This window comes from Candidatus Bathyarchaeota archaeon (assembly GCA_026014745.1).
Taxonomy (GTDB): Archaea; Thermoproteota; Bathyarchaeia; order Bathyarchaeales; family Bathycorpusculaceae; genus Bathycorpusculum.
The window spans coordinates 446,838-472,507 of the sequence record JAOZHS010000003.1; the positions used below are offsets into that span (position 1 = coordinate 446,838).

A 25,670-nucleotide genomic window follows, 5' to 3' on the forward strand; every position below is an offset into this window, starting at 1 on the left:
TTAGTACCTTGGTCGGTAACCGCCGCCACCGCGACGATCGCCACCACGACGATCTCCGCCATAGCCGCCACTGCCGCCGCCACGTCGGTCTCTTCCGCCGTAGCCGCCGCCACCGCCGCCGAATCCGCGTCCGCCGCCTCTGCCGCCTCCGCCTCTGAATGGTCTGCGTTGTTGTTCATAGGTCTTGCTGGATACGTTGTTTTCTGTGTTAACTTCTGCTTCGAGGGGTGCTTCTGCGGCTTCGAGTTTGCCGTATTTACCGATGTTTAGGCGGATGTTTCCTTTAAAGAGGGTAACATAACCGTTTTCAACACGTACAGTTTCGCCTTCATTGACTTTGTCAATGTTGTCATCCCATAATGTGAGGTAGACTACACCTGTTTCGTCGCCAACGAGTGCGTCGCTGACTTTGTGGGGTGAGCCGTCTCTGCCCATTGGGATTTCTCTGACTTCTGTTTTAGATACTACTTTGGCCGTGACATTAACCGCTTTAGATTGTGGAGTTAAGTCGCCGACTTTTGCTTCTACGGGTTCCTTTTTGTTTTCGAAAAAACCTTCAACAGCCAATTGATTTCAACACCTATTTTGTGGTCTGAAACATAAGTTAAATTTTTGAACACTTAAGTGTTTCGCTTGTCTGCATAAGGGGTATTTGGCGTTGTACATATTAGTTTGAAGCTGCCTTTAGGAGATTTATGAATAAGAGAACGACCGCAATTGCAATAGTGCTAATAATCGCAGTTTTTCTGGGTTCGATGTGGATTGGATACAACGTTTCTAGGCAAAACCAAAACAACGATAATGTAGCGCATTATACTTACAAAATCCTAAACACCTACCCCCACGACACCGCCGCCTTCACAGAGGGGCTGGTCTACGACCAAGGCTCCCTTTATGAAAGCACGGGCGAATATGGCAAATCCAGCCTGCGCCGAGTCAACCTCGAAACCGGAGAGGTAACCAAAGAAATCAAACTGCCAGCCGCCTATTACGGGGAAGGCTTAGCGCTCGTCAACGGTTCCCTTATACAATTGACCTGGAGAGAGCATACGGGTTTTGTTTATGATGCGGCAACGTTTGAGTTGCAAAGAAATTTCAGTTATGCCACGGATGGCTGGGGCTTAACCTACGACGGAGAACGCCTCATCATGAGCGACGGCTCCGCAACCCTCTACTTCTTGGACCCCGTCACCTACCAGGAGACAGGCACCCTAACCGTCCACGACGGACAAAACGACGTAATCAACCTAAACGAACTCGAATACATCAACGGCACCATCTACGCCAACATCTGGCTCACCAACCAAATCGCCCTCATCAACCCCCAAACAGGACAAATAAAGGGCATCCTTGACCTCTCAGGACTCTACCAAAGCAACGACATCAACGCTGTGCTAAACGGCATCGCCTACGACCCACAAAACAACCAACTCTACGTCACAGGCAAAAACTGGCCCAACCTCTACCAAATAGAACCAGAGCCCCAAAACTAACTACCACACACGCCTGCCCCTCGATTCTGCCAAAGCGGTTCATTTTGACTATTTAGCATATAGAGGGCTATAATAAATTTGGAAATAAGCATTAAGTAGCTGCTTAGAGCGGTTAACACTTGGAGACTTACGTGATGGAACAATTTAACAAGTGCAAATGCGGTTGCCAAGCGGCCGATACAAAAGTAAAAGATGGACAAGTAGTGATTTCATGCACAGACTGCGGTAGAATCCGTTTCAAATCATGGCGATAAAGGTTCCTTCCCTTCAGCGCGACTATTTTATACAGTAGATACCTGCTTGCATATACGAGTACCATAGCAACTCAACCACAGAGAACCCCGCTGCCTTAAGCAGTGCAATGTGCTCGACAATTGTGAGGGGAAAATATTCAACTCCAAAACGTTGCAGGTGGGCTTCGGCGGCATGGATGTCTTTGCCTTGGCTAATTTGGAACTGTTTCCAGTTCTCTTTGCCAATAGCGATACTCTGCGGAGTTGAGGGTTTGATGTTGTCAAATGTGACGAATATACCGCCCTCGACAAGGAGGTTGTAGCAGACCTTAGTGGCTTTTTCTCTTTGCTTGGGAGGGAGGTAGTGGTGGGATTGGATCGCGGTGACCACGTCGAATGTACCCTTTTTTAGGCGGAGGTTTTCGGTGGGGCAAGCAGCCAAAAACTCAACTCGCGGTTGGTTGGCGAGTTTGTTTTTTGCGGCTTCAAGCATCGACACTGAAGGGTCAACCAAAACAAAACGGGTATTAGGAAACTGTGGCAAAGCCTTTTCGATGAGCGTACCTGTGCCGCATCCAGTGTCTAGCCAGTTTTCGGGTTCAAAATGTGTGGCTTTTAGGAGGTTTAGGGTTTCTTGGTGGAAGGCGTCGTAGTAAGGTATGGTTTTGCGTACCTGTGTGTCGTAGACTTCTGAGGAATGCGGCGTAGAATTATCCGAGCCAGACATGCGTTTGCCTCACTGTACTTGGGGGTTGGTTAGATTAAAAAGCTGGGGCAGCTTTTGCTGAGAAACTCGCCTTATTTTGCAGCAGTTTAGTCGAGATAACTACAGCGGTCACTACAGTGGCTGCGAGACCTACGACGATTAGGGCGGGGAATTCTGGCACGGCGTTAACGGTTGTCACTTCAGTTTGAGGAGTGACTAAGTCCATTTCTGAGCCGCTGCGAACAGAGAACTCTACATCGCCAAAGCACAGCCCAGTTTGTCCTGCGCTTGTTACGGTGAATGTTAGGGTCACTATGGTTCCGTCGCCGCTAAAGGCAGATGTGGAGGAGCCTGTGGAGGTTGCCGCCAAATGATATTCGCCGCTGGATTGGGTGCCTGTGTTGTCTACGATTTCTATGGGGTAAGTTGTGGATTCGTGGAGCACGCCGCCTGAGTGAGATTCTACGCCCAGCTGCGGAGTTGCTTTTGTGAGTTCAAGCACTGAGGGGTCCCAGTTAAGGGTCACGTCTACGCCGAAGAGGTTTTGGGCGTTGGCGACTTTTACGGTGACTGTTAGGGTGTCGCCGATTTGGGGTTCGGCACTTGATGCTTCCGCCTTGACCAAGGTTGACTGAGCCGTAGCCAAGCAAGCAAAAGACAAGGAAACTAAGGTACAAACCAAAATCATCAGGACAACGTGTTTGGTCGGGTGCTTCATTACTGGTTCTCCCGTTCGTTGAGTGTCACTATTTTGTCTCGACCCTTCTTATATCTTGTTATGTAACCGCTCCGCTCCAAGCCGCTCAAGAGTTGACTTGTTTTGGCTTTTGAGAATCGGGTTGTCTCGGTAATTTCGCTTTGCCGCATGCTCCCACTGCGTGTTTTGAGGAGGTTAAGGACTTTGTCTTCTTCGGACTCTATTGCCCTTGGCTGCTCCACCACTACAGATTTACTCGCAGTTCGGCGCCTAAAAAAGAACAGCCCACCCAAAGACAAGGAAATGGCAGCTGCTAAACCGCCCACAAGAAGAACCAAAACCGTCAAATCCCAACTGTTCCCATCAGCATCAGCAGGGCTAAAGACGACTTGGACAGGGTTGTTAGCTAAATCTTGAGTACGCGACCATCGAAGCAGATGCGCGTCGTCTTGGCGTAAATACGGCGCTTGAGAAACCGACTCCACTTCAAACCCCATCGGATACGTCAATTCTAGTGCCGCATCCCCATAGAGACGCCCAAAAAAGTTATCCACCGCAAAAACGTCCCCAAAAGTCAAGGTGCCGCCGTCTGCCTTACAGCAGTTTTGCCATTTAAAGGAGTACTCGGTGGTTTTGGATTCGGCGGATATGGTGGTGTTGATTTGGATGGACCACTCGGGAATGGACATTTGGCGGCTTGTGGCGGTTGCTGCTGCGTCTATGAGGGGGTAGATTTTGTTTTGAAATCCGCTCCAGGTGTCGGTGGCGGTGTTGGCTGCTGTGAATTGGGTTATGGTCCAAAGGGCGGAGCCGTCGGGTTGGATTTGGATGTTGTATTCGTAGTATTCTTGGCAGGAGGCGGGGTTGAGGGGGAAGAGCATGAGCAGTAAGAAACAGACGGCTAGGCTAACTGCTAGGCGGTGCTCTTTCATGAAAGGTCTAGTAGGGAGAGGGAGCGAGAGTATTTAAAATTATAACAATTTGGCTTCTCTGCGGTTGCCCCGCATCAGGTACACCCACAAAACGTCTCTGCGCATAGCTATGCAGCGGTTTATGGCAAAGTTGGGCGTATTTTGCTGTGAAAAACCGTCACTTAACCGCCTAAATCAAAATATACCCGAATGAACAGTTATGAACTAAAATAAACGATTAACATACCCCTTAAACTAAAAGGGGCTTAGAAACGCTTTTATTTTCCGCCTGCAAGTGCTAACTTGAAAGAGGACACAACATGAAAAATAAAATCCTCATCGGCACAATCCTAACCGTCCTACTCGCATGCAGCATCGCAGCTTCCATTGACTTAGTATCAGCAGGCACCATCCGTAACAATATCCGTGAACGCGTATCTAACTCAAGCTGGATACGCATAAACGGCGACATAACCCAATGGGGCGACGTCGAAGTAAGAGGACAACTCCAATCCATAGCACGCCAAGCCAAACTCAAAAACAACGACGACAAACAACTAACCAGCGCCACCGCGATTTGGACCACCAACATCACTCGCGCCATCTCTGCCGCCCGCAGCAAAGAAAACTTTACCTACTACTATTACACTGCGCGGCTACCAAACGCATCCATAGAAACCGCGAACGTGGATTCCGCCTCAAACTACTTCCTTAGCGGAACATGGAAACTATCCAACATAACCTCCACTATAACCGTCTACACCGACGAGTACGGCAACATAACCCGCGTGCATCGTGACCAAGACATTGTCCCATTCCAAGCATATGGTGAATTAACCGTGACAGGCAACACCTTCACGCTAACCATAACGGGATTAGATACGCTCACAGGGTCAATTCGGCATTCCATGGCGCGTTCATGGTTTAATCCCTTCAAGATGACTGATGACGCCACAAGCGACGCCGTCACAGGCCACGACGTAAAGGCAATAGCCCAATGCTACGGCGCCATGCCAGGCTGGGGCAACTACAACACCAACATGGACTTCAACAACAACTACCGCGTCGACATCGCCGACATATCCACCGTCGCATCCAACACCTAACAATCCCACCTCAACTTTTTCTTTATTTTAGATGGTTAAGTTAATACCCTCAAAAAGCACTCTACATGTTGACTACAGATGAGTGAGCCCAACAGCCCCATTTCAGACCAAACAGAACCTAAAGAAGTCAGGCTGCCCTGCGGCTGCGTCTACAAAGACCAAGGCTGGATGCTCACCCGCGTCGCCGAATGCGAATATCACCATCGCAAACGCACCTCCAAGCGGCCCTATCGCCCCAAGGCTGAATGCGTCCGACCCTAAACAGCCTAAGAAAACAGAATTTGCCCTATCCTGTTTTTCCACAAGCCATTTAACTTGCCAAACGAACTTCTAAACGCCACGGAAGATCCTAAATTGACCCAAACCAAGCCAAAGACGCAAAGCCAAACGAAGCGGTACCTAAAAATTGCCCTTCAAATAGTCTTTATGGTCGCCATTTTTGTAGCGTTATTCTACTACATCGGAACCACCGTTGACCCCACCTTTAAACCGGATGAACCAACAATCATCCGAGGCTTAGACTACCTCTACACAACTTTGCTCACCGTTAACGTTGGCTATGTAGTTTTGGCGTTTGTGATGTATTTTGGCATCAACGTCTTCTTCACCATACGATTAAGACGGGTCCTTGCTAAAGACAAAGTCAAAACCACCTTTGGCAAAACACTCATGGCACAATATGCAGGCATGCTCACAAGCGACGTCACTCCAGGACGTTCAGGATACATCCTCACCCCAGTGTATCTGCGTGACCAAAACGTCCCCGCCTCAAAAGGACTCTCAAGCATTCTAGGCATCCAAACCATAGAGTTCTTGGTGAAAGTTGCCGGCGGCGTATTCGCAGTAATCTATCTGGTGCAAACAGTGCCCATGGAAACGTGGAATACCGTTTTCCAAGCAGAGCTACTCGGAGTCAACATCGGTTTACTGCTTTCCATCGTGGGCATAACCTTGATGCTGGTAGGCGCCTTGGTTTTGGCAGCCTTCACCTGGTCTAAACGCGCGATTGGACTCTTTGACCGCGTCGCAAACTGGAGATTCCTCAAACGCTTCACAGGCGGCATCATGGGCAAACTTGAAGAATACAAAGAAAGCGCGCACAGCACCCAAAAAGCAATCCCAGAAATCTTGGCCTTAACCATGATTTGCTGGATTCTCAAAGGCTTCGAATGGTACTTCTTAGGCCTCGCCTTAGGCTTTGATATTCCATGGATAGCCTACTTCCTCATTCACCCCTTGGTGACTGCATTAGCCTTCGTTCCAATAACCCCCGCAGGCATCGGCGTACAAGAATTCGGCATCATCGGCATCCTCGGCCTACTCGGCGTCGCAGCAGGTCCAGCTGCAGTTTTCGGTTTACTCGCAAGAGGCATACTCATCCTCCAAGACCTTGTCGGCGTCCCCCAAATCGTGAAATCCTTTGGGCTGGTGTTTTCACGCAAAAGCCCCCCAGCCGAACCGGAGGCCCCCATCCCGCCTACGCCGACCGAGACGCCACTGTAGCGCCCAAATATCTTAAATTCAATGCCCCTAAAATCTAGTGGGGCACACCATGACTTTTAGCGTCACCATCCAAAAAGCCACCCCAACCGACCTACCAAAAATCCAAACCATAATCAACACCTCCTTTCCCAGATTCTACCGCCACTTCTCCTACCGCAGCGTCTCAAACTTCAACACCCCCACCCTCACCGCAACCACCCCCGATGGCATCGCTGGGTTCGCCAAACTAATCGAATTCAACGTGGGCGACAAGAAATGTGGCTGCATCCTCTGGATTGCCGTTGCCCCCGAGTTTCGGCGTCGGGGAGTCGGAGTTTTGCTTGCACGGGCAGCCATAGAGGAGTTTAAGGCGCGGGGTGCAGAGTTGGTTTTTGCCTCAACACAACATGACAACTTGGGGGCGTTGGGGTCGCTGGGTAGGGCGGGGTTTGTGCGGGTTGGTTTTGGGGCGATGCGGCGGTTGTTTGGCTGGAGAGTGTTTGGGTTTTATGGGTCAATTTGGTTTGTACCCACCGAAATTGTGCTAATGCACAATGTGAAGAACAATAATGTTATCGAAAGCGCCTTGAATCTGATTCCTCAAAAAGCTTAAAAGAAACCTGCAAACGAATCAAGCTATGGTGCTAAGATGAAAAACTCTACAATCCTTGTTCTCGTCAACCTGATGATGGCTTTCTTTTTGTTTGTCTCAAGCCAATATGTGTTGGTTGCCTTAAATGGAAAGATTGTGCAAGGTTTTGGATTATTTGTGGATTTTAGTTTTCCTTATCAGGGTCCGCTTGAGTGGACGCCTACAGGAGTTGGTGCACCCTTACCGAATTACCCGTTGTATGTCTTTTTGCTGATGGTAGTGGTAAATTTGGCTTACTTTTTGATAGTGCGTTTCAAAAGCAAGCCGTCTTGAGAGGGGTTAACCAAAAAAGGTAAACACCGAAAGCAAAAAAGATGCCTAATTTTGGGGGATTTTGGTCGGGAGAGCAGGATTTGAACCTGCGACAGCTCGGTATCTGTGGCCTAGACAGGCTAGAATGAAGCCCACCATGGGTAGACCTCTACAGCTTCTCCATCCCCCAAGCAAGTTGAGGGACTCGAGAGCTCTGCCAGGCTGAGCTACCTCCCGAAGTGAAATCATAAAGACAATAGATGGGAATTTATGTGTTTTGGAAAAACCAACCTGAACCGAAGCATACTAAACGTTTTAATCCCTTCATAAGAACCAAATAATCCAGTGTTATGAGGCGTCAGTATGGCGAAAACTATCGGTATAGTAACTTCAGGCGGAGATGCACCGGGCATGAACGCTGCAATCCGCGCAGTCACTCGAATCGGTCACTCTAAAGGCTTCCAAATCGTAGGTTTCGAACGCGGATGGGACGGCGTCTTAACCAACACCTTCAAAAAACTCGCCCCCCGCAGCGTCGGCGGCATAATCCAGCTCGGCGGCACCATGCTCCACACCCTTCGCTGCCCCGCATTTGAAGAACCAAAAAACATCAAAATCGCCGCTGAAAACCTCAAAGCCAACTGTATAGACGCACTCGTCGTCATAGGCGGCGATGGCTCCTTCCGCGGCGGAATGCAACTTAGCAAAGAAAGCGGCGTCTTAACCGTCGGCATCCCAGCCACCATCGACAACGACGTGTACGGCACCGAAGAAACCATAGGATTCGACACCGCAGTGAACACCGCCATAGATGCCATCGACAAAATCCGCGACACCGCCATGTCCCACGAACGCATATTCATAGTCGAAGTTATGGGACGCAAACGCGGCTTCCTCGCCTTAGAAGTTGGCATATGCGTGGGCGCTGAAGTTATCTTAATCCCGGAAAAACCGCTCAGCACAAACGACGTAATACGAATTATGGATGAAAACGCTCGACGCGGCAAACGCGCAGGCATCATCGTCGCAGCTGAGGGCTTTGGAGACAGCGCCAAACTCGCCGCAGAAATGCAAGAACAAACCGCATCCGAAGTCCGCCTCTCCATACTTGGCTACGCCCAACGCGGAGGCAGCCCAACCGCCCGAAGCAGACTGCTTGCGAGTCTGTTTGCGGAAAAAGCTGTCGAGGCAATTTGTGAAGACCAAGGCAACAAAGCAGTAGGGTTACAGAACGGCGCTATAGGCACCTTACCGTTGGAGGATGCGGCAACTAAGCGTAAGACGCTGGATCTGCGGTTGCTTAAAGTTGCTGAAATGCTGGCGATTTAGTCAGCACTTACTATTTTTTTATTAGCGACTCGTAGATCTTGCTAGTTTGCTCAGCAACCTTACGCCACGTGAAGTAATCAAGCACTCGCTGTCTGCCGTTTTCGCCCCAGACCTTGGCTCTTTGCGGGTCCTGCAACGTGGCGTTTATACCCCATGCAATGTCGACAGGGTCTTCGCCGTTTATGTGGACACCGTTTTGTTGAGGACCATTGTTGACGATTTGTTCTTTGAAGCCCACAACTCCTCTTGCGCCGACCACAACGGGTTTTGCTATAGCCATAGCTTCTAAACTTACAATTCCAAAGGGTTCATACGTTGAGGGAAACACGCAGACATCCGCAGCAGCGTAATGCAATATGCGTTCCTGTTCAGTTACGAAGTCGAAGCGGTAGACGATGTTGTCTTTGATGTTTAGGCGTTCGGCTGTTTGGACGATGTCGGCTTGTTCTTCGCCTTTGCCTAAGATGACTAGTTTGGTGTTGGGGTGTTCTTTGAGGATGAGCGGCATCGCCTGCAACAGGTTACGCACACCCTTCACCCACGCGAGTCTGCCTACAAAAAGAACCATGTTCCAGCCGTCGGGTATGCCGTATTTTTTGCGGATTTGGGCAGCTTCTTGAGGCTGAATTTTGGAGGGGTCATATGCTTGGGGGTCAACACCGTTCCAGACCACGCTGATTTTGCTGGATTGCCAACCATGCTTGATGAGGTCCTCTTGCATCGCGTAGCTGACCGTTACGATTTTGTCGCTGTTCTGCGCCATCGCCCGCTCCAGATGCGAAACCACCTCCGAGCCGCCGCCTCCGCTTCTGCCCCATTCTGTGCTGTGCACGTGGAAGACGACGGGGATGTCTGTTTCGTTTTTGATGATTAACCCCGCGATGCTGCTTAACCAGTCATGGCAGCAGACGACATCGAAATTGTATTTTTCTTTTTTTATGAGTCCGTTGATGAATTTGGTTGCGCTGAGTACGTTATAGATGAAGATGTCGTTGAAGAATTTGAGGTTGGTTCCCCATTTTTTGAGGTCTTCGGTTACGAAAAACGGCCAGATGTTGGTAGCGTCGGCTATTTGGGGTCGGTGGACTTCGACGCCTTTCATGATTTCGCGGGTCTTCAGGTTGCCGCTGTTGTTGAGGGTAAAGACGGAGACGTCGTGTCCGATGTCGACGTATTCGTGGGTTATGTATTCGGCGTAGGTTCCTAAGCCGCCGACGAGTTGAGGGGGATATTCGTAGACGAAAAAGCCGATTCTCAAAAAAGGTCACCTGTAACTTGCTTTAATTAATGGGGCTACGGTATTTATAGTAAGCGCATAAACCAAAAAAAGGTTCAATCAACTGAGCGGGGCATCGGTTTTTAAGCACGCAACCTAATCGTAAGTAAGCCAAGGAGAAGTTGTTATGCAGTTTCCCCGTAGCGTAAAACTCTGTTTAATCGCAAGCCTGCTTTCCTTGACGGGATATGTTTTGTATCAGGCGATAGGCGGCTATGTCATCTTGTACGGTTACTTTACAGGAGTAGCTTCTTGGGTGCATTATGTCAGTTTTTTGGGACCTGCCTTTTGGGCTTCCTTGGTCGGCATAAACTCGCGGTTGGCAGGATGCCTTGTCGGCTTAGGCGTGGTTTTTCTGTTATGGCGTAAATCGCGCAGTTTTAGTCAAGTCAAAAAGCCAGTTGCTTGCGCGTTGGTTTTGGAGAGCCTCTATTTTGTCTCGATTATCCCCAACATGCTCGAATTGCTCGACACGAACTCTTTCCTTTACAATGCCCCGCTTGGAGTCGGATACCTGTTTCAGGTTTGTTTTACTGTGCCGTTGCTTTGGCTTTTAGCCTACAAAGTCGCCGCCTATAATCAACCAACCCAAAAGCAGGGTTTGCTCAAATTCGCAGCATTGGCCTTCGTTGGCTACGCGGTGGCACTGACAGCCAATGAGGTTTCACGGTGGACCAGCATGATTTCCGCAGAAACCTTAACGTTCATCCAAGGAATCAACGCCGTCGGATTCTTCAACGCATGGGCGCTAATGCCGTTTTCAGTGGTCTTCGCAGTTGTCGGCGCGTATCGGTTGTTTCAACAAAAAATCGCTGGAGCCATGCGCTGGTTCGGCGCCTCACTATTGGTCATTGGCTTAAACTATACTATCTATTTGGGTTTCACCTACGCCGTAGGTGCGCTAAACACTTTGCCCTTGGTGGATATCTGGGCTGTCCCGCTGCTTGCGCTTGGAGCCGCATTGGTTGCTGCATCGCGGAGCCAAAAAAGTTAAGTGGTCAAACCCTGTAAGCCACAAAGCGGTTATTATGACCAAACAAGTCAACTTACCCCTACGCGTCTATGAAGATTTAGCTAAAGCTTCAGATGAACTCTCCCTGATGGCGAAAAAGCCCGTGTCACAGGCGATGGCGGTGGATTTGCTTATGGAAATTTACCGCGCATACCTTAGCAACCCCTGCACCTTGGATATGTTTAGCCAGCAACTTCAAAATGCGCAGTTGATGGACCCCAAAGAATTCGATGCGTACTGGGATGAACCTGCCCAAACAAAAGTGCCCAAACCTAAGGCTAAAACAAAAAAGGCATAACACCGACCTACGGGTTAGGCAGCTGTTCTTTTCTACTGGTTTTCAACAGACTAATGGACTGTTTTTGCGTTAATAGGACCTACCCCCCCTTAGGTTTCTGCATAGAACCACTAATAGGATCCAAATAGACGCCAAATAGGTTCGTTGAAAGCAAAAGAAAGCAATGATTGCACAATGCAATCGGGCACTAGCACCGCCCATTCGCAAGAGTCAAACCATATCTCACCAGCAAAACCCCCACCGCGCCTAAATCTATAAACAATTTTCACACACTAACTAACGCCTTCCTCTCCCGCCTAAAAAAATGGCTTAAAAAGAAAAAAGCTGTTAGGCTTCGACGACTTTGGCGTCGCTAAGCACATTGACGTTGCCGGGGCCCGCTGCGACGTAGCCGACTTCGCAGTGCCGCACTTTTCGTTTGTCAAGCGCACTCTGGAAGTCGTCGGCGTGTTCTTTGGCGACTGCTATGAGCATGCCGCCTGCGGTTTCCTTAGCTTCGCCTGTTAGGAGCGGGTAACCGAAGACATCTGCAAGTGTGGGTGTTCCGCGGATTACGTAGAGTTGGTTGATGACTATGTCGACTTTGCCCAGCATCGCCATGTTCGCCGAATGCCCCTTCAAGCCAAAGCCTGTGACGTCGGTGGAGGCGTGTACGGGGACTTCTTGCATGGCTTCTGCAACTGGCTTGTTGGATTCAATCATGTTGGCAATCGCACCGTTGACTGCGTTCTCGATGAGGTCTTCGGGGATGCCTTCAAGCAGCTCTTTGCCTTCCTCTTCTTTGCGAAGCCGATAAGCAGCCATTGCTGGCGCGATACCGATGGGTTTGGTTAAGAAGAGTTTGTCGCCGACTTGGGCGCCTCGGGTGTAGACGATTTTTGCGGGGTCAGCGATGCCTGTTGCTGCGCCGCCGATGATGGGCCAAGGGTTGCGGATGGTGTGTCCGCCGACAACTTCGGTTCCCATTTCGCGGCAGAAGTCGCCTAAGCCTTTGAGCATGCCAACTGCAAGTTCATTGGGCATGTTCTCGGGGTAAGCCATGATTGTTAGAACACTGGGGATTTTGGTGACGCCTAGGGCGTAGATGTCGCTTGTTACGTTGCTGCCTGCGATGCGTCCTTGGATTTCGGGTTCATCCACCATGGGCGTGAAGAAGTCAAGGGTGTTTAAAACAGCCAAGTGGGGCGCGATTTGGACGACGCTGCTGTTTTCCCATGCGCCAGCCAACACGTCCTCGCCATAGCCACAGCTCAAGCCTGCTTTTTCGAGCAAACCGCCAAGTTGGTACTGGGGCAGTTTACAGCTGCAACCGTGAACGGGGACAGCTTTGGTTAATCTATAGCTCAATTTCTGTTCCTCCTCTTCAGGTTATTAAATAATTTATGGAAGATATAAAAATTAAAAAGAAAGGAGACTATTGCTCCTTTTTGCCTTGGATGATTTCTAGGAAGGCTTCAACGCGTGTCTTGATTTGTGCTGCGTCGCCCATAGCGTAGTCGGTTTCGATTTTGAGCATTGGCACGTCTAGGGCTTTGAGGGCGCGGTCGACCTTGACTCCTTCAACGTTGTAGTCATGGCAGTTCTGCAGAGTGTAGTAGATTACGCCGTCGGCTTTGAATTGCTTAGCAAGGTCAGTTACGGTGCTGATTCTGCGGTCGTTGGGTGTGAAGCAGGCGCAGGGGATTTTGCTATATTTCTCCACAATAGCCCACAGAAGCTCTTCGAGGCTGTCGCCTTTGGGTTCTACTAATTTGGAGAAGTAGCGGGTTCCAACACAGCTTTCTTCAACAACAACGGTAGCGCCGACTTCTTGGGCGATGCTGTGGAGTTTCCAGTTGGGAATTGCCATGGGGCAACCAGAAATCATCAATCGGGGTGCATCTTTGGGTGCTACGCCGACTCCGTTTTTAACGCGTTCTTCGAGTTCGTCGCAGAGTTCGTTGACTTTGGCGGCGAAGCGCACGGGGTCATCGTTGAAGCTGATTTGGTAGATAAGTAGCGCGTCTAAGCCGCTGATGGGGGAAGGGTTACTTTTGCGCAGGTTAGAGAGGCGCTGGAGCGCTTTGCGTTTGTTGTTGATGAGTTCGATGGATGCTTTGAGTTTTTCTGCGGTGATTTTGTTGCCTGTGACTTCTTCGATTTTGGTTTTGAAGGCTTCAACTTCTTTTAGCCAGAATTCTTTGCCTTTTTGGCTATCGGGGCAGTGGGGGATTTCAATCACGTAGGTGGGGATGAGTTCGTTTAGGAGTTCGTAGACTTTCTTTTTGCCGTCACAGGTGGTTTCGCCCACGACGAGGTCGCTTGATTGGAAGTAGGGGCAGGTGCGGTTTAATCTAAAGCCGTAGAAGGATTTGATGAGGGGACAGAGGTTGCGGGGGAGGACTGCTTCGGCGTCGGGGACGGAGAAGTCAGCGCCGCCACATAAGCCCACCATGCTGGCGTTGGCTGCGTAGGCGATTTCTTCGGGAGCGTAAACGCAAAACGCGCCGATGACTTTGTTGCCTGCTGCGCGTTGGTCATTTAATTCTTTGATTCGGCCGCCGTGGATTTCGGAGATCACGTAGTCGAAATAATCCATCTTTTTTGGCCTGTTCTTCTGGGTGAGGTAGACTGCCCCGAAGTATTGGCCTAAGATGTTAAGGAGTTGATTGTGTTTTTCGATGTCAATTCCTATGTTTTGCCACATTTCTATATATTTTTCTGACATACAATCACGTGCCAATGCTGTGCAGAAACACAGAAACCATTATTAAAATTTTTTATTGAAAATATTAGAAATATTGATTAGAAAACTATTTTCGCTTAATCAAAATCTTAAACTCGCCCTCAACCTTTGAGGCTTCAACAACTTCATGCCCGTTGTTCTTAACCCAACGCTGCACATTATCAAACTCCAACTCACCCTCGCCAGTAACCTCAAGCAACTGCCCCGAAATCATCGCGTCAAGCTTACGCTTCGTAAACGCCACAGGAATCGGACACATTTTGCCTTTAACATCAAGCTTCTCAACGCTCACAAAATCACCTATCTTAGAAGGTTAGGACTTTGTCGCTGTTAGTGGTCCACTCAACAAGATCATGGACAGTTGCAAGTTTAACGCCGTCGAGGAGGTCAGTTTGGGTTAAGCCGCGTGCTTCCACGCAGACACCACAGGCTTTAACTTCTACGCCGCCCGCGATGAGGTCGGCAAGCATTTGACCGTAGTTAGTTAATCCTTGGGCGGGTTTTTGGCCTTTTTTGGCGAGGTAAACGCCGTTTTCAAATAGCCATATGTTGACTTTGTTGCCTTCGAGGTCGGCGGTCCATGCGAATCGCAGAGCTGAGAGGGCACGTTCTTTAGCGTAAGGGGATTCGAAAATTATAACAGTAAAGGTTACCATAACATATCGCCTGCCAAATAGGTGAATAGAGACTATTAAAGTATTTAATTTAACGGTTTCCATCAACCAAGCCATAAAACCACGCACAAACACAACGTTTCGGCAAGCATCCAGACGAATCAGTCTTAGCGGTTTGGAAGTGTGGCTTAAATAGCCACATAAACAATAATATCACAGCAAAATCTTCCAAGGTCAAAGCCATGAGACTAGACTACTTAAACACCTTCCTTACTGTCGCTCGAACCCACAATTTCTCAGTTGCAGCCAAAGAACTCCAAACCAGCCAAGGCACTGTGAGCCACCACATCGCCGCGCTGGAAGAATATTTTGAGGCAGAATTCTTCAAACGCACCCCCATCGGCGTCGACCTCACCGACGAAGGACGCATCCTAAAAGAATCTGCCGAAAAAATTCTCCAAGAAGCCCAAGCCGCAAAAGCCAAAATCTCCGCATCCAAACACACCCTCTCAGGCATCGTACGCATCGCCGCATCCACCATACCTGAAGAGCACATCATCCCCGGACTCATTGCTGAATTCCAAAAGCATCACCCCGACGTGAAATTCAAAATAAAAGCTGAAGACAGCCTAAGCAGCCTCACCAGCCTCCAAAACGGCGCCGTCGATTTTGCGGGGGTGGGCACAATTCGGGGCTTTGAAGAAAAATTTGATTTCCTCGAAGTCGGCGAAGAGCAACTTGTACTGGTAGCCGCCTGCAATCACCCGTTGGCGAAGCGGAAAACCGTCAAATTAGCCGAAATCCTCTCATACCCCTTCATTAACCGTGAAGAAACCTCAGGAACAAGGCTTGAAATTGAGCAACTCCTAAAAAACAACGGCTACACACTGGAGGAACTAAAAGTAGTGTTTGAGTTGGGCAGCACCGAGTCGGTTTTGACTGCGGTTTCAGAGGGACGCGGCATAAGCATCCTGTCCTCGATAGCAGCACAGAAAGCACTCGCTGCAGGATTCATAAACGTAATACGCATTGAAGAAGCCACAAAAACCCGTAAGCTCTACATGGTAAGACCTAAAATGGCGCTGCTTAAGCCTTCAGAGGTTTTCTGGGAATTCTGCAAAGAATACAAATTCAAAGACCAAACCGTTGCATGCCCTGAATTCTAAAAGGGCAAATAAACCCAGATTTTTCCGTCCTTCATTTTCCACTCATAGAAGGTTAATGTGAAGGCGTCTTCTTTTTCGTATTCGCCAGTTTTTAGGTTGAAGCGCCATTCGTGGCAGGGACAAATAATCAAATCGCCATCAAGTTTGCCGCTGCTAAAGGCGCAGCCCATATGGGGGCATCTGTTGTCAAGGACGTAGATTTGTCCATGTTGCTTTACGAAAAGTATAGGGTTGCCGTTGATGTAGGTGTGCTTCATTGCGCCCTCGGATAATTCTGATTCGGCGATGCCTTCAAAATAATCGTCTTGATTTGCCATAAGCCATCAAGTTGTTTACGGCAATTTGTAAGATAAGCTTTCTCATAGACAGCCGTTTCTGTTGTGGCTATGCGGTGGTGACGAAGCTGACGGAAAAGCCTGATTCGGCAGCGTTGAGCGGCGACACCGAGGCTAAGAGCCCGTTTTGTTGGTTAGTCATTTGAACCCTAGAAGCTGTAAAGTTGCCGATGACTCCGACGGTTCCGTTAACGTTTATTTGGCAGTCGCTAAGAGTTACGGTTCCGAAGTCAACAAGGTTGCTCATTTGATTGTTAATGGTTGGACGCTCCACTACCCATTCACCTGAGGACCGCGTTGAATTATAGATGAAGGACTCGCGAAAGCTCTGCCCCGTGGTGAGGTCACTTATTTGGATAAGCCATTCATCTCGGCTGGAATCAGTGAGGCTAATCGAAGCCGAAATCACATCAAAGGGGCTAACAATTATGTCGGACACCGTCACGGCATAGTCAGGCAGCAACTCGTACCAAGCACTATAAACAGCATTACCCCCCACTAAGTCATGTTCGGTACCCACCTGAATTAGCGATTTATCCGCTTGCCCACCGATGCCTATCCAAACCGAAGAATGCCCCGCAGGACCAGAAACATTCACTTGAGGCACCACCCAAGACGCACTAACGGCATAAATGTCTAATTCGTCGTTTACTACGCAGTCGGTGATGACGTATCCCGCCCAACTTAGACTTGTTACACTATGCCTATGAGAGCCAAGATAATCGGACAAGAAGTTTAGTGAAAACATCGAACCCACTAGCAAAACAAGCCAAACACCCACAACTAGAACAACACGCCCACTGTGCTTTACCAAAAAAAATCGCCAGAATGCAAAGGGAAAGAAGACTGACCCGTTTCACCCAATATGGGTGACACCACAAACAAGGGAAAGGGCAAATAAAACGCTTTGTTGTTGCAGACGCACACCACAAGATGCAATAATCAACTTTAATTTAGGCGACCTACAAAGCTTCTTTGTATGATCCAAATAAAACCAATGCAGACAGAGGATTACGATTTCGCGGTGGATTTAGCCAACACCATGGATTGGAGCATGGCTACCCAAGACTTCGAATTCATGGCTATGCTGGAACCTGAGGGTTGCCTCGTTGCCTTTGACGGTTCAAAACGCATTGGAATAGCAACCTGCGTCGGTTATGGCAAGCTGGGTTGGTTTGGCAACCTCATCGTGGAACCCCAGTACCGCAAAAGAGGCGTAGGCAGACAACTCGTAACATACGCAGTAGAGTATCTGCAGAGCATTAGCGTAAAAACGGTGGGACTCTATGCATATCCCCACCTTAGAGGCTTCTACGAAAGTTTAGGCTTCAGAGCAGACATAGACTTCGCGTTACTAAAAGCAGAGAATCCACGCGTAGAAGCTGCCGAGGAGCTACCTCGAACAGGCAGCCAATGGATAGCAATAGTTGAGGCCTTGGACCAAGCCTGTTTTGGCGGCGACCGAAAACGGCTACTGGAATCCATCATCGAAGACCCCGATAACCGAAGCTTCTGCATTTTCGACGGCACCAACTTGGCAGGGTATGTGGCGGCTACGGTTTATGAGCATACGGCGTGGATTGGACCTTTAATCGCCCAAACCATTGAAGCCGCAACGGCACTCACAAACACCATGGTCTCGAGGCTTGGCGACAAAACCGTCTATGCCGTCACACCCAAGGATTCGCCCCTCCACTTAGCGCTAACTTCTGCAGGGTTTAGTGAGGAATTCTCCGTTACAAGGATGTATTTAGGGCAAGTGACCGCAAAAAATTGTATATACTTGGCTGAATCTCTGGAACGCGGATAATTATGGAAGATCATGCAAAAACGCTGTTAGTGGACTTTCTGAAGAATTCGTGGGACAGCATCGAGGCGCTGGTGAAGCAGTTGCCCCTCTTTAAAGCCGAACATCACCCAAGAGAGGTAACTCTTTGTCGCTGCATAAATGGCGAAAGAGTAGAAGTGCTCTTTTTAGAAGACAAATTCTTCTTGCGTGGCTCAGTGGAATACTCTAACCCCCAATTGACAGTGGAAGAGATTCAGGGCATTGTGGGCATACGGCTTTTGGAGGCTTGTGGCAACTACTTCGATGAAGTGGGGCTGCATCAACCCGACAATGGCGACATCGAGGCACTTGTGGAACGCCTCAAACAGCCCCCGAAAGGCTACATTGTTCCCTTCCTTCTAAACACTGACGACGTAGAAGCAGACCGTTACTCCATAAATCCGCTAAGACACTCAATCATGGATTCGGGGCAAAGTGCATTTCCCGCCGCAAACATCAAAACAGACAACCTCAAAATCGACGCCGACTTCACCAAAAAATATGAGAACAAACTAATCACCAAAAAAGATTTAGAACTCATCAACGAAAAACTTGATTGCTGCAAAGGTTCCTATCTGGATTTTGTGGATTCCGTCAAGTACAGGCAGCTAGACGAGTTATCAGAAGTTTTTGGCGTGAACTTTGGACTCTACGTGTTACGCTTACCGCTGTCTATGTTAAAAACCGAAAACAAGGACGGCTTAATGCATCACATCATAAGCGAAAGCCACCGCGACTACGAAGCCATAAACGAAGCTTACACCTGTATGGGACGCAGCATGACCAAACGCACCACCCTGCTCACCATTCCCCATTCCCCCAAAGGCTTCGGGTCAAAGAGGGCAGCACGCGGAAAACTCCACTTCGAAGGAAACAAACTCAAAGAAGTCGTAGTCAAATACAAAACCACCGTGCTCTATCCCAACGCCGCTGACCCCCAAGACGTCGCAGTCGCAATATGCGATGATGACTTCACGGTTTCTGGCGAGAAGTTGGCTAATTACAGTTTTGCCGAAACGCCTTCTTCGCCGCAGTTTTTCTTGTACTCTATGGGTTCACCTGAGGATGGCGCGGTTTGGCATGGCGTAGGCGTGTTTGCGTCTCCGTTGCTACTGCAAAGCTACACAGCCGCCAGAAAAGCCTCTATCGAGGGTCGATTAATTAAGGATTTGACCAGTAAATATCACGTCAGAGGCAGGATTCCTTTGCAGTTTAATCTTGCGCCAGAACAAATTTGGCGTCACCCCACATACCAAAACATCGATGCCAGCGTCAGCTGCATAGATGACCTCTCAAAGCTTGTGCGGGAAGGCATGAAAGTGGATTACCTCGCCGAATACAAATAGGGGCAAATGAGATGGCGGAGCAGGCTATGTTTAAGATTCTAAGGGTTCTTCGAAAGCTTCCCATAAACCTGCTCGGCGTCGGCAACCAAAAAGTCATCTTCTCAGAATACTTCAAAGGATTCCACAAAGTCAAAGCCGTCCAAGCAATTTTCGGCGAAAAAACCGACGAGGTACTTAGCCACCTCACAGTTGAACTCAGCTGGGTAATGGGATACATGTATGTCGACGGCGACGACGGCCACCTCGTAGTAAGCAAAGGCTACCTCAACAACGGCGACAGAACCTTCATCTACCTTGACTTAATCCACGAACTCTGCCACGTAAAACAATTTATGGAAGGCCGCGAACTCTTCGACCCCCGATACGAATATGTGGATCGACCCACAGAAATCGAAGCCTACCGCTACACTGTCAAAGAAGCTCGCCGACTCGGCCTAAGCGACGAACGCATCCGCACCTACCTCTGGACGGAATGGATGGACGAAGACGGCTTTAGGCGCTTAGCCAAATCAGTCGATGTGCCTTTAGCCTAAAACTTCCCGATAAAGAGCCAACATCCGCTTGGCGCATAGGTCCCAACTGTAATTTTCTGTGACAAAGCGACGCCCAGCTATACCCATCTTATCGCGCAGGGTTTTGTCGGAGAGGATTTTTTGCAATGCATCAGCCAACGCGTTGGTGTCGCCGCGTTCTATAAGTAGCCCTGTTTCGCCGTTACGTACTGCTTCGTTGACGCCGCCCACGCCAAACGCCACCACAGGTACACCCGAAGCCTGCGCCTCCAACAAAACAATCCCCTGCCCCTCTTGAACAGAGGGCAACACAAACACATCCGCACAACTGTAAATGCCCACTAAATCATCCTCTGTGAGGTTTCTTAGAAACATAAAGTTGCCCAGCAAACCAGCAGCTTGAAGCGTGGCTGTGAGTTGGGGTTTTAGGGGTCCATCGCCGACAAGCACAAACTTGACTGTGGGCTGCGCTTTAATCACGATTTTAGCGGCTTCAACCAAATACGGCAAGCCTTTGCGGGGGATTAAGCTGCCAACAAACAGCACACAAGGTTCTGCGCCTAAGCCGAATCGGCGTTTCTTCTCTTCGGAAGCGGGTTTGGGCACGTATTTTTCGATGTCAACTCCGTTAGGTACTACACGGATTTTAGAAGCCTCAAGATTGTAGTACTGGAGCATTTTGCCTTTGGAATATTGACTAACGGCAACAATTAGGTCAGTTTTTTTAGCCATTGCCTCTTCCATGTTTGCCTGCCGCTTCATGTTAAGGTTGGCAAGGCGGTCGCGGGCGGATTGGCTGCCGCTGGCTTTGGCCTGCTCATATTCGTCAGCGAGGGGACCATGAATAACGTGGATAAATGGCTTTTTGAGGCCGCGTTTTTTTAGCGCATCGGGGAAGCCGTAGCCGCTTATGGTATGAGCTTCATATATGTCGAAGTTGTAGGCGCTGGGGGTGTGGGTTAGGCTGCGGTTGAAGCCCCAGTTGTCTAGGGGGTAGAGGCGGTCGGTGGATTTGCAGGGGATAATCTCGATGCCGTTGATTTTGGTTGGGGTTTGGAAGCCTGCTTTTGTGGCGCTGTAGATGGCGATGTCGGCGTGTGCTTGGAGGCGTTTGGTGGTTTCGATTATGCGTCGCTCGACTCCACCGAAGTAGAGGTGAGGCGGTTGAGTGTTGAATACGGCTAACCGAAACCTATCCATACAGGCATCTTCCGGGTTTATTGTAGGCGGGCTGTAAATATAAGTTGCACCGCTACGCAAAAGCCGACTGCAGGCACCTTTTTGACAGGGACACACCAGCAGAGCCGCCCGCAATTAGAATTAGCGCATACTGATATAGAGGGCTTACATGATAGAAATAAGATTTATAAATCATAATTTTTGAATTTGAGTCAATACTGTGGAGAGGAGATTGAGGAGACTGAAGCGTGTTAGTGCATTATTATTTTTATCCCTAATTGTGATAGGCTGTTTAGTTCCGTCTTGTTGCCCCCCAGCCAGGGCAGAAACAACCTTGTTAACGTCGATTCCTGACGCAAACGAACCCGACGTTAGCGACGGTTACGATGTTGAGTCAATATCGTTCTATAAAGACGGAGACAACCTCAAAATAGTCGTCAAATTCTATGCCAACTACGCCTACACTGACCCTTCACCATATTTTGCGATACCTGTAGACACCGTTTCAGGCGGACTCCCCGAGATTAGAATCACCTGCAAGAGAAGTTTTGTGAGCGCTCAACCAAATGCGGGCGGCGCCTATTTGTATTGGGGAACCCCTGTGATTTCAGGTAGCACCTATACGATTACTTTTCCCTATGAGAACGTGTTTGGAGGATATGACACAATATACCCCTGGTTAGTATCTTATGGGCTTCCGACAATGGAGGCTGTGTCACAGTTTACCGTTGACTGGCCAGTTGAGGGTTCACCTCCCGCGCCAACACTTTCGAGCCCCGCAAACGGAGCTAACGTTTACACCAACACACCACTACTTTCGGTGGAGCCAGTAACAGGAGCAGACCTCTACGCCTATTACCTCTATGACCAAACAGATGCAACCGTTGTTGATAGCAGCGTTTCAGCATCATCGACCTATGCATGCCCAACACTTGTGTATGGGCATAGTTACTCATGGAAAGTCATGGCGCATAACAGTGTTGATTGGGGACCTTATAGCGCGACATGGACATTTACCTCAACAGAAACAGTTGTGCCAGCTGGAGCATTAGAATCTGTATTCGACGCTAACGAAGCAGATATACCTGACGGCAGAGATGTTCAGTCCATAAACTTCTACAGAGAGGGAGCTAACCTCAAGATTATTGTAACCTTCTACGCGAATTATGCCTTTGCGGACCTAGTCTACTTTGCCATACCCGTAGACACAATCTTAGGCGGAGTTCCCGAGATTGAGATTAGATGTAAACAAAGTTGGGTAGCCGCCCAACTCAAGGATGGAGGCGCAAACCTCTATTATGGAACACCAACAATCTCTGGGAATACCTACACAGTTGTCTTCCCATATGAGGATGTTTTTGGGGGATACGATATAATTTACCCGTGGCTAGTAAGCTACCCTGCGCCGGGAGAAACATTTGAAGCTGTACCACAATTCACGGTAGACTGGCCTATGGACGATGTGCCTTTAGCGCCATTACTTATGAACCCATCAAACGGCGTCAACGTTTACACAAACACACCGCTACTTACAATCCATCCAGTAACGGGAGCAAGCCAATACACATACGAATTATACGACCAAACCGACGCAACCCTTGTTGATAGCAGCGTTTCAAGCTCCACAGCATACACTTGCCCAACATTAGTGCATGGTCACAGTTATTCATGGAAAGTTAAAGCATACAACACCTACGGCTGGGGACCATGGAGCGAAACATGGACATTCTACCCAACAGAAACAGTAGTGCCACTTGGAGCAATAAAATCCGTATCGGACCCCAACGAAGTAGACATACCCGACGGCAGAGACATCCAATCCATAAACTTCTACAAAGACGGAAGTAACCTCAAAATAATAGTAACATTCTACGAAAACTACGCCTTTGCAGATTTGGTTTACTTCGCGATTCCAGTGGATACCGAGCTGGGTGGAGTCCCTGAAATAGTGATTAGATGCAAACAAAGCTGGGTGGCAGCTGAACTCAACGACGGAGGCACGCGACTCTATTACGGAACGCCAACCATCTCAGGGAATACTTACACGGTTAGCTTTCCCTACGATGACGTGTTTGGGGGATACGACACACTATACCCATGGGCAGTAACTTACCCTGCGCCCGCAGAAAACTTTGATGCCGTACAACAATTCACGGTGCTCATTCCGCCAGAAACACCCCTGGTAGTGCCAGAAGCACCTTTCGGAACGACGGTTGTTGCATTTTTTGTTGCCCTACTGCTGTTTGGCGTGTGGACACACAAAAAGCCAAAACGCCAATAAACGATGAAAAACGCCAAAGGGTATTCTATCGTTAGGCAGCGATTAGCTACCCCTTTTTTCTTTGATAAGTTCTTAGACCCACAATTAAGCAAACGGCTGCAACGGGAATAATAGCAAACACAAGCCCATAAAGAAGGACATTAGAATCTGTCGAGTTGGAATTTTCGACTGTGAACTCCACCGTTTGGCTCCCTAAATTGCCCACTTCGTCTGTGGCATAGACGGTTACCTTGTGATAGCCGTTTGATAAGCCAGTCAGGATTGTGGCGTATAGGGTGGCGTTGAGTTCGTCTTGGGCTATATAATTGAAGGTTGTCTTGCCTGTTTCAGTAGTGTTTTGCCCATCGAGGACGTAGTACAGTTGGGGAGCGGATTGGTTGATTGAATAAATTAGCGAAACCGAAGACTTGTCGTAGGTTGTAGCTTGGGGAGAGTGAATCTGGATTTTTGGAGGCTCAAGAGTAAAGTAAACTATGTCAGAGACAACTATTGGATATTGATAAGGTACAAATCTGCCCGGAATATTTTCAATCCCAGGAATTGGCTCCATATAGTAAGCATAAGATAGCACTGTGATGTTTAATTGATGCATCCCTAAAGCCAACTGCTTTAACGCCTGAGAATAATCTGCAGAATTACACGATTTGCCATCTAAAGACACATCAATACTAGCAATCTGTCCAAGGTTGAAAAACCAGTCATAGTTAATAAGCCATGAATCTGGCTTGACCACGGAAAAATCAAGAGCCACATTGCCCACACCATATGAAGAATAGTTTTGCGGGGTTTTTATGGTCAAAGTAGGCTTTTCTTCGAGATTGGGCGTCTTTGGCCATGGAACAGGATTAGCCATAGTAAAACCACAAACTTGTAAACAAACCAGAAGAACAAGCAATACTGCGATTACACAGATAACGGGCTTCTTCAGTCTACATACCAGTTGGCAATAGTGCGGTAATCTTTTGAGATTTTGCATTATACTGCCTCCAAAGCAGTAACTTTTTGATGCCTTCTAAAAAGCAATAGACCAGCAAACACGCCTACCACCGCGAAGGGTATGATGACAAACGCAACATTTAGCTCAAACAAGGGAGCAGAGGGTGCATCAGATTGGAGGACTTCAACAGTAAAATCCGCCGTTTGATTGCCCCTATTACCAAGCGTATCTTCGGCATAAACAGTCACCTTATGACTGCCGTTAGGCAAATCGGTTAAAACTGTTGAAAAAACATAGGCATCAAGACCATTATTCGTTAAATAATCCAGGGTTGAATCGGCTGGACCCATTATGTTGTTTTGTCCATCAAGGCTGTAGTATGTTTGGGATGTTGTCTGGTTAATTGAATACATTAGCAAAACCGAGTTTTCGTTGTAGGTGGTGGTTTTTGGGAAGAGAATCTCGATTTTTGGGGGTTCTACCATAAAATAGACTGTGAGAGAGACACTTTGTGGATGCTGGTAGAGTGGTTCTCCATTGTAGCTTATTGGGGCAAGACTGTTTTCGCTGGGATACATGGGAGTCGTATAGTAGGCGTAGGAAAGCACGGTGACTTTTACTTCGTGCCTGCCTAGAGCGGACGCGTTTAGCATAAGAGAGTAATCTGCAGAGACATCCGTAGGATTGTAAGAGAAGCACTCGATAAGTTCTCTATCCAGAAATACGGTTATGTTTGCTACATCGCCAATATGCAAGTTATCATAGGCAAAAATCCAAGAATACGGCTGGGTGACACGGAAATTAAGAGGCGCACCGCATATGTTGTATGTGTCAAAGTTTTTGGGGCTCTTTATGGTCAAAGTGGGGGTTTCTGAAGTCGGGTTGGCTGGAAACGGATTATAAGTTGCAACCCCTCGGCTACCTTGCAATAAAACAAGACCCAAAATTAAGGCGATTACCAGCAAACCAACAGCTTTCTTTGCCATTTAGCACCGGTTGCTTATTGGTTTTGTTGCTTTATGAGGTTTACTTATCGCTTAGAGCGAACGGTTTGCCTTTAGGTACACTAAATAAGGGAGGGGTACCTCTTTGAGGCACTCAAGCAACAACGAGGTTATTCTTCGCTGCTAAAACCGTGCTCCAATCTACCATGGGTACTGTTGTATTGGTATTCGTGTTGACCTTTGCTGTTGCCAAACGCGTCAATATGGCTCTGCAGATCGGCTCGGGTGCTAAAGATGCAAGCGCAATGCGGGCATTTGTAGATGTGGTTGTTGTTGGTTTGCGCCATCGGGGTGCC

The 25,670-nt window shown here is 48.6% G+C and carries 29 protein-coding genes and 1 tRNA gene; 14 read left to right on the top strand and 16 right to left on the bottom strand.

Annotated features, from left to right (window positions below; all coding sequences use genetic code 11):
• A complete protein-coding gene (locus tag NWE92_13485; protein ID MCW4030643.1) occupies positions 1-567 on the bottom strand; it encodes an OB-fold nucleic acid binding domain-containing protein in 567 nt (188 codons plus the stop codon).
• Positions 568-695: 128 nt separating this feature from the next.
• Between NWE92_13485 and NWE92_13490 the strand changes: the two genes are divergently transcribed.
• Entirely contained in the window at positions 696-1,493 is a 798-nt protein-coding gene (locus NWE92_13490; GenBank protein MCW4030644.1) for a glutaminyl-peptide cyclotransferase, read from the top strand.
• Positions 1,494-1,769: 276 nt separating this feature from the next.
• Here the strand turns inward: NWE92_13490 and NWE92_13495 are convergent, their stop codons facing one another.
• The 3 genes from NWE92_13495 to NWE92_13505 are packed head-to-tail and all read right to left on the bottom strand — an operon-like array spanning position 1,770 to position 4,061.
• Positions 1,770-2,453 carry a class I SAM-dependent methyltransferase gene (locus NWE92_13495; GenBank protein ID MCW4030645.1) on the bottom strand — a complete coding sequence of 228 codons (684 nt, stop codon included), beginning with the start codon at positions 2,451-2,453 and terminating at the stop codon, positions 1,770-1,772.
• 34 nt (positions 2,454-2,487) lie between these two features.
• Complete coding sequence (locus NWE92_13500) at positions 2,488-3,150, bottom strand: cohesin domain-containing protein (GenBank protein ID MCW4030646.1); 663 nt, start codon at positions 3,148-3,150, stop codon at positions 2,488-2,490.
• The gene (locus NWE92_13505) at positions 3,150-4,061 is read right to left on the bottom strand and encodes a helix-turn-helix domain-containing protein (protein MCW4030647.1); all 912 of its coding nucleotides are present in this window, start codon (positions 4,059-4,061) and stop codon (positions 3,150-3,152) included. Before NWE92_13505 ends, NWE92_13500 begins: the two co-directional genes overlap by 1 nt.
• A gap of 299 nt (positions 4,062-4,360) precedes the next feature.
• Between NWE92_13505 and NWE92_13510 the strand changes: the two genes are divergently transcribed.
• The 5 genes from NWE92_13510 (at position 4,361) to NWE92_13530 (ending at position 7,553) form a co-directional block, all read left to right on the top strand.
• On the top strand, positions 4,361-5,146 hold the full coding sequence (locus tag NWE92_13510) for a hypothetical protein (GenBank protein MCW4030648.1): 786 nt from the start codon (positions 4,361-4,363) through the stop codon (positions 5,144-5,146).
• 78 nt (positions 5,147-5,224) lie between these two features.
• The gene (locus NWE92_13515; protein MCW4030649.1) at positions 5,225-5,407 is read left to right on the top strand and encodes a hypothetical protein; all 183 of its coding nucleotides are present in this window, start codon (positions 5,225-5,227) and stop codon (positions 5,405-5,407) included.
• A 54-nt stretch (positions 5,408-5,461) separates the two neighbouring features.
• The gene (locus NWE92_13520; GenBank protein MCW4030650.1) at positions 5,462-6,649 is read left to right on the top strand and encodes a flippase-like domain-containing protein; all 1,188 of its coding nucleotides are present in this window, start codon (positions 5,462-5,464) and stop codon (positions 6,647-6,649) included.
• Positions 6,650-6,698: 49 nt separating this feature from the next.
• On the top strand, positions 6,699-7,241 hold the full coding sequence (locus NWE92_13525) for a GNAT family N-acetyltransferase (protein ID MCW4030651.1): 543 nt from the start codon (positions 6,699-6,701) through the stop codon (positions 7,239-7,241).
• 36 nt (positions 7,242-7,277) lie between these two features.
• Positions 7,278-7,553 carry a hypothetical protein gene (locus NWE92_13530; GenBank protein ID MCW4030652.1) on the top strand — a complete coding sequence of 92 codons (276 nt, stop codon included), beginning with the start codon at positions 7,278-7,280 and terminating at the stop codon, positions 7,551-7,553.
• Positions 7,554-7,615: 62 nt separating this feature from the next.
• Here the strand turns inward: NWE92_13530 and NWE92_13535 are convergent.
• Positions 7,616-7,769, bottom strand: a tRNA-Tyr gene (locus tag NWE92_13535).
• 126 nt (positions 7,770-7,895) lie between these two features.
• On the opposite strand from NWE92_13535, the gene NWE92_13540 reads away from it, so the two are divergent.
• Positions 7,896-8,861, top strand: a complete 966-nt coding sequence (locus NWE92_13540; GenBank protein MCW4030653.1) for a 6-phosphofructokinase — start codon at positions 7,896-7,898, stop codon at positions 8,859-8,861.
• Positions 8,862-8,871: 10 nt separating this feature from the next.
• On the opposite strand, the gene NWE92_13545 is transcribed toward NWE92_13540, so the two are convergent.
• The gene (locus NWE92_13545) at positions 8,872-10,119 is read right to left on the bottom strand and encodes a glycosyltransferase family 4 protein (GenBank protein ID MCW4030654.1); all 1,248 of its coding nucleotides are present in this window, start codon (positions 10,117-10,119) and stop codon (positions 8,872-8,874) included.
• A 145-nt stretch (positions 10,120-10,264) separates the two neighbouring features.
• On the opposite strand from NWE92_13545, the gene NWE92_13550 reads away from it, so the two are divergent.
• Both NWE92_13550 and NWE92_13555 read left to right on the top strand, forming a co-directional pair.
• On the top strand, positions 10,265-11,131 hold the full coding sequence (locus NWE92_13550) for a hypothetical protein (GenBank protein ID MCW4030655.1): 867 nt from the start codon (positions 10,265-10,267) through the stop codon (positions 11,129-11,131).
• 34 nt (positions 11,132-11,165) lie between these two features.
• Positions 11,166-11,447: a hypothetical protein gene (locus NWE92_13555; GenBank protein ID MCW4030656.1), complete on the top strand. Its 282-nt coding sequence runs from the start codon at positions 11,166-11,168 to the stop codon at positions 11,445-11,447.
• A 327-nt stretch (positions 11,448-11,774) separates the two neighbouring features.
• On the opposite strand, the gene selD is transcribed toward NWE92_13555, so the two are convergent.
• The 4 genes from selD to NWE92_13575 all read right to left on the bottom strand — a co-directional run bounded on the left by selD (position 11,775) and on the right by NWE92_13575 (position 14,828).
• On the bottom strand, positions 11,775-12,794 hold the full coding sequence (gene selD, locus NWE92_13560) for a selenide, water dikinase SelD (GenBank protein ID MCW4030657.1): 1,020 nt from the start codon (positions 12,792-12,794) through the stop codon (positions 11,775-11,777).
• 67 nt (positions 12,795-12,861) lie between these two features.
• Entirely contained in the window at positions 12,862-14,154 is a 1,293-nt protein-coding gene (locus NWE92_13565) for a double-cubane-cluster-containing anaerobic reductase (GenBank protein ID MCW4030658.1), read from the bottom strand.
• Positions 14,155-14,239: 85 nt separating this feature from the next.
• Positions 14,240-14,464 (bottom strand): sulfurtransferase TusA family protein, encoded by a 225-nt coding sequence (locus NWE92_13570; protein MCW4030659.1) that lies wholly within the window; start codon positions 14,462-14,464, stop codon positions 14,240-14,242.
• Positions 14,465-14,477: 13 nt separating this feature from the next.
• Complete coding sequence (locus tag NWE92_13575; GenBank protein MCW4030660.1) at positions 14,478-14,828, bottom strand: DsrH/TusB family sulfur metabolism protein; 351 nt, start codon at positions 14,826-14,828, stop codon at positions 14,478-14,480.
• Between the two features lie 200 nt (positions 14,829-15,028).
• On the opposite strand from NWE92_13575, the gene NWE92_13580 reads away from it, so the two are divergent.
• Positions 15,029-15,952, top strand: coding sequence for a LysR family transcriptional regulator (locus NWE92_13580; GenBank protein MCW4030661.1), 924 nt, complete (start codon positions 15,029-15,031; stop codon positions 15,950-15,952).
• On the opposite strand, the gene NWE92_13585 is transcribed toward NWE92_13580, so the two are convergent.
• Both NWE92_13585 and NWE92_13590 read right to left on the bottom strand, forming a co-directional pair.
• Complete coding sequence (locus tag NWE92_13585) at positions 15,949-16,269, bottom strand: Rieske (2Fe-2S) protein (protein MCW4030662.1); 321 nt, start codon at positions 16,267-16,269, stop codon at positions 15,949-15,951. The two genes, NWE92_13580 and NWE92_13585, sit on opposite strands and share 4 nt — an antisense overlap.
• 67 nt (positions 16,270-16,336) lie before the next feature.
• Positions 16,337-17,035: a G1 family endopeptidase gene (locus tag NWE92_13590; GenBank protein MCW4030663.1), complete on the bottom strand. Its 699-nt coding sequence runs from the start codon at positions 17,033-17,035 to the stop codon at positions 16,337-16,339.
• Between the two features lie 249 nt (positions 17,036-17,284).
• Here NWE92_13590 and NWE92_13595 point away from each other — a divergent pair, with 249 nt between their 5' ends.
• The 3 genes from NWE92_13595 to NWE92_13605 are packed head-to-tail and all read left to right on the top strand — an operon-like array spanning position 17,285 to position 19,994.
• Positions 17,285-18,097 (top strand): GNAT family N-acetyltransferase, encoded by an 813-nt coding sequence (locus NWE92_13595; protein MCW4030664.1) that lies wholly within the window; start codon positions 17,285-17,287, stop codon positions 18,095-18,097.
• A gap of 2 nt (positions 18,098-18,099) precedes the next feature.
• The gene (locus NWE92_13600) at positions 18,100-19,461 is read left to right on the top strand and encodes a hypothetical protein (protein ID MCW4030665.1); all 1,362 of its coding nucleotides are present in this window, start codon (positions 18,100-18,102) and stop codon (positions 19,459-19,461) included.
• 11 nt (positions 19,462-19,472) lie between these two features.
• Positions 19,473-19,994, top strand: coding sequence for a hypothetical protein (locus NWE92_13605; GenBank protein ID MCW4030666.1), 522 nt, complete (start codon positions 19,473-19,475; stop codon positions 19,992-19,994).
• Here NWE92_13605 and NWE92_13610 read toward each other — a convergent pair.
• Complete coding sequence (locus NWE92_13610; protein MCW4030667.1) at positions 19,986-21,173, bottom strand: glycosyltransferase family 4 protein; 1,188 nt, start codon at positions 21,171-21,173, stop codon at positions 19,986-19,988. The two genes, NWE92_13605 and NWE92_13610, sit on opposite strands and share 9 nt — an antisense overlap.
• Before the next feature lie 313 nt (positions 21,174-21,486).
• Between NWE92_13610 and NWE92_13615 the strand changes: the two genes are divergently transcribed.
• Positions 21,487-23,433, top strand: coding sequence for a hypothetical protein (locus tag NWE92_13615; GenBank protein ID MCW4030668.1), 1,947 nt, complete (start codon positions 21,487-21,489; stop codon positions 23,431-23,433).
• Positions 23,434-23,479: 46 nt separating this feature from the next.
• Here the strand turns inward: NWE92_13615 and NWE92_13620 are convergent, their stop codons facing one another.
• The 3 genes from NWE92_13620 to NWE92_13630 form a co-directional block, all read right to left on the bottom strand.
• A complete protein-coding gene (locus tag NWE92_13620) occupies positions 23,480-24,286 on the bottom strand; it encodes a hypothetical protein (protein ID MCW4030669.1) in 807 nt (268 codons plus the stop codon).
• A gap of 122 nt (positions 24,287-24,408) precedes the next feature.
• Complete coding sequence (locus tag NWE92_13625) at positions 24,409-25,356, bottom strand: hypothetical protein (protein ID MCW4030670.1); 948 nt, start codon at positions 25,354-25,356, stop codon at positions 24,409-24,411.
• 128 nt (positions 25,357-25,484) lie between these two features.
• On the bottom strand, positions 25,485-25,661 hold the full coding sequence (locus tag NWE92_13630; protein MCW4030671.1) for a hypothetical protein: 177 nt from the start codon (positions 25,659-25,661) through the stop codon (positions 25,485-25,487).
• Between the last annotated feature and the right edge of the window lie 9 nt (positions 25,662-25,670).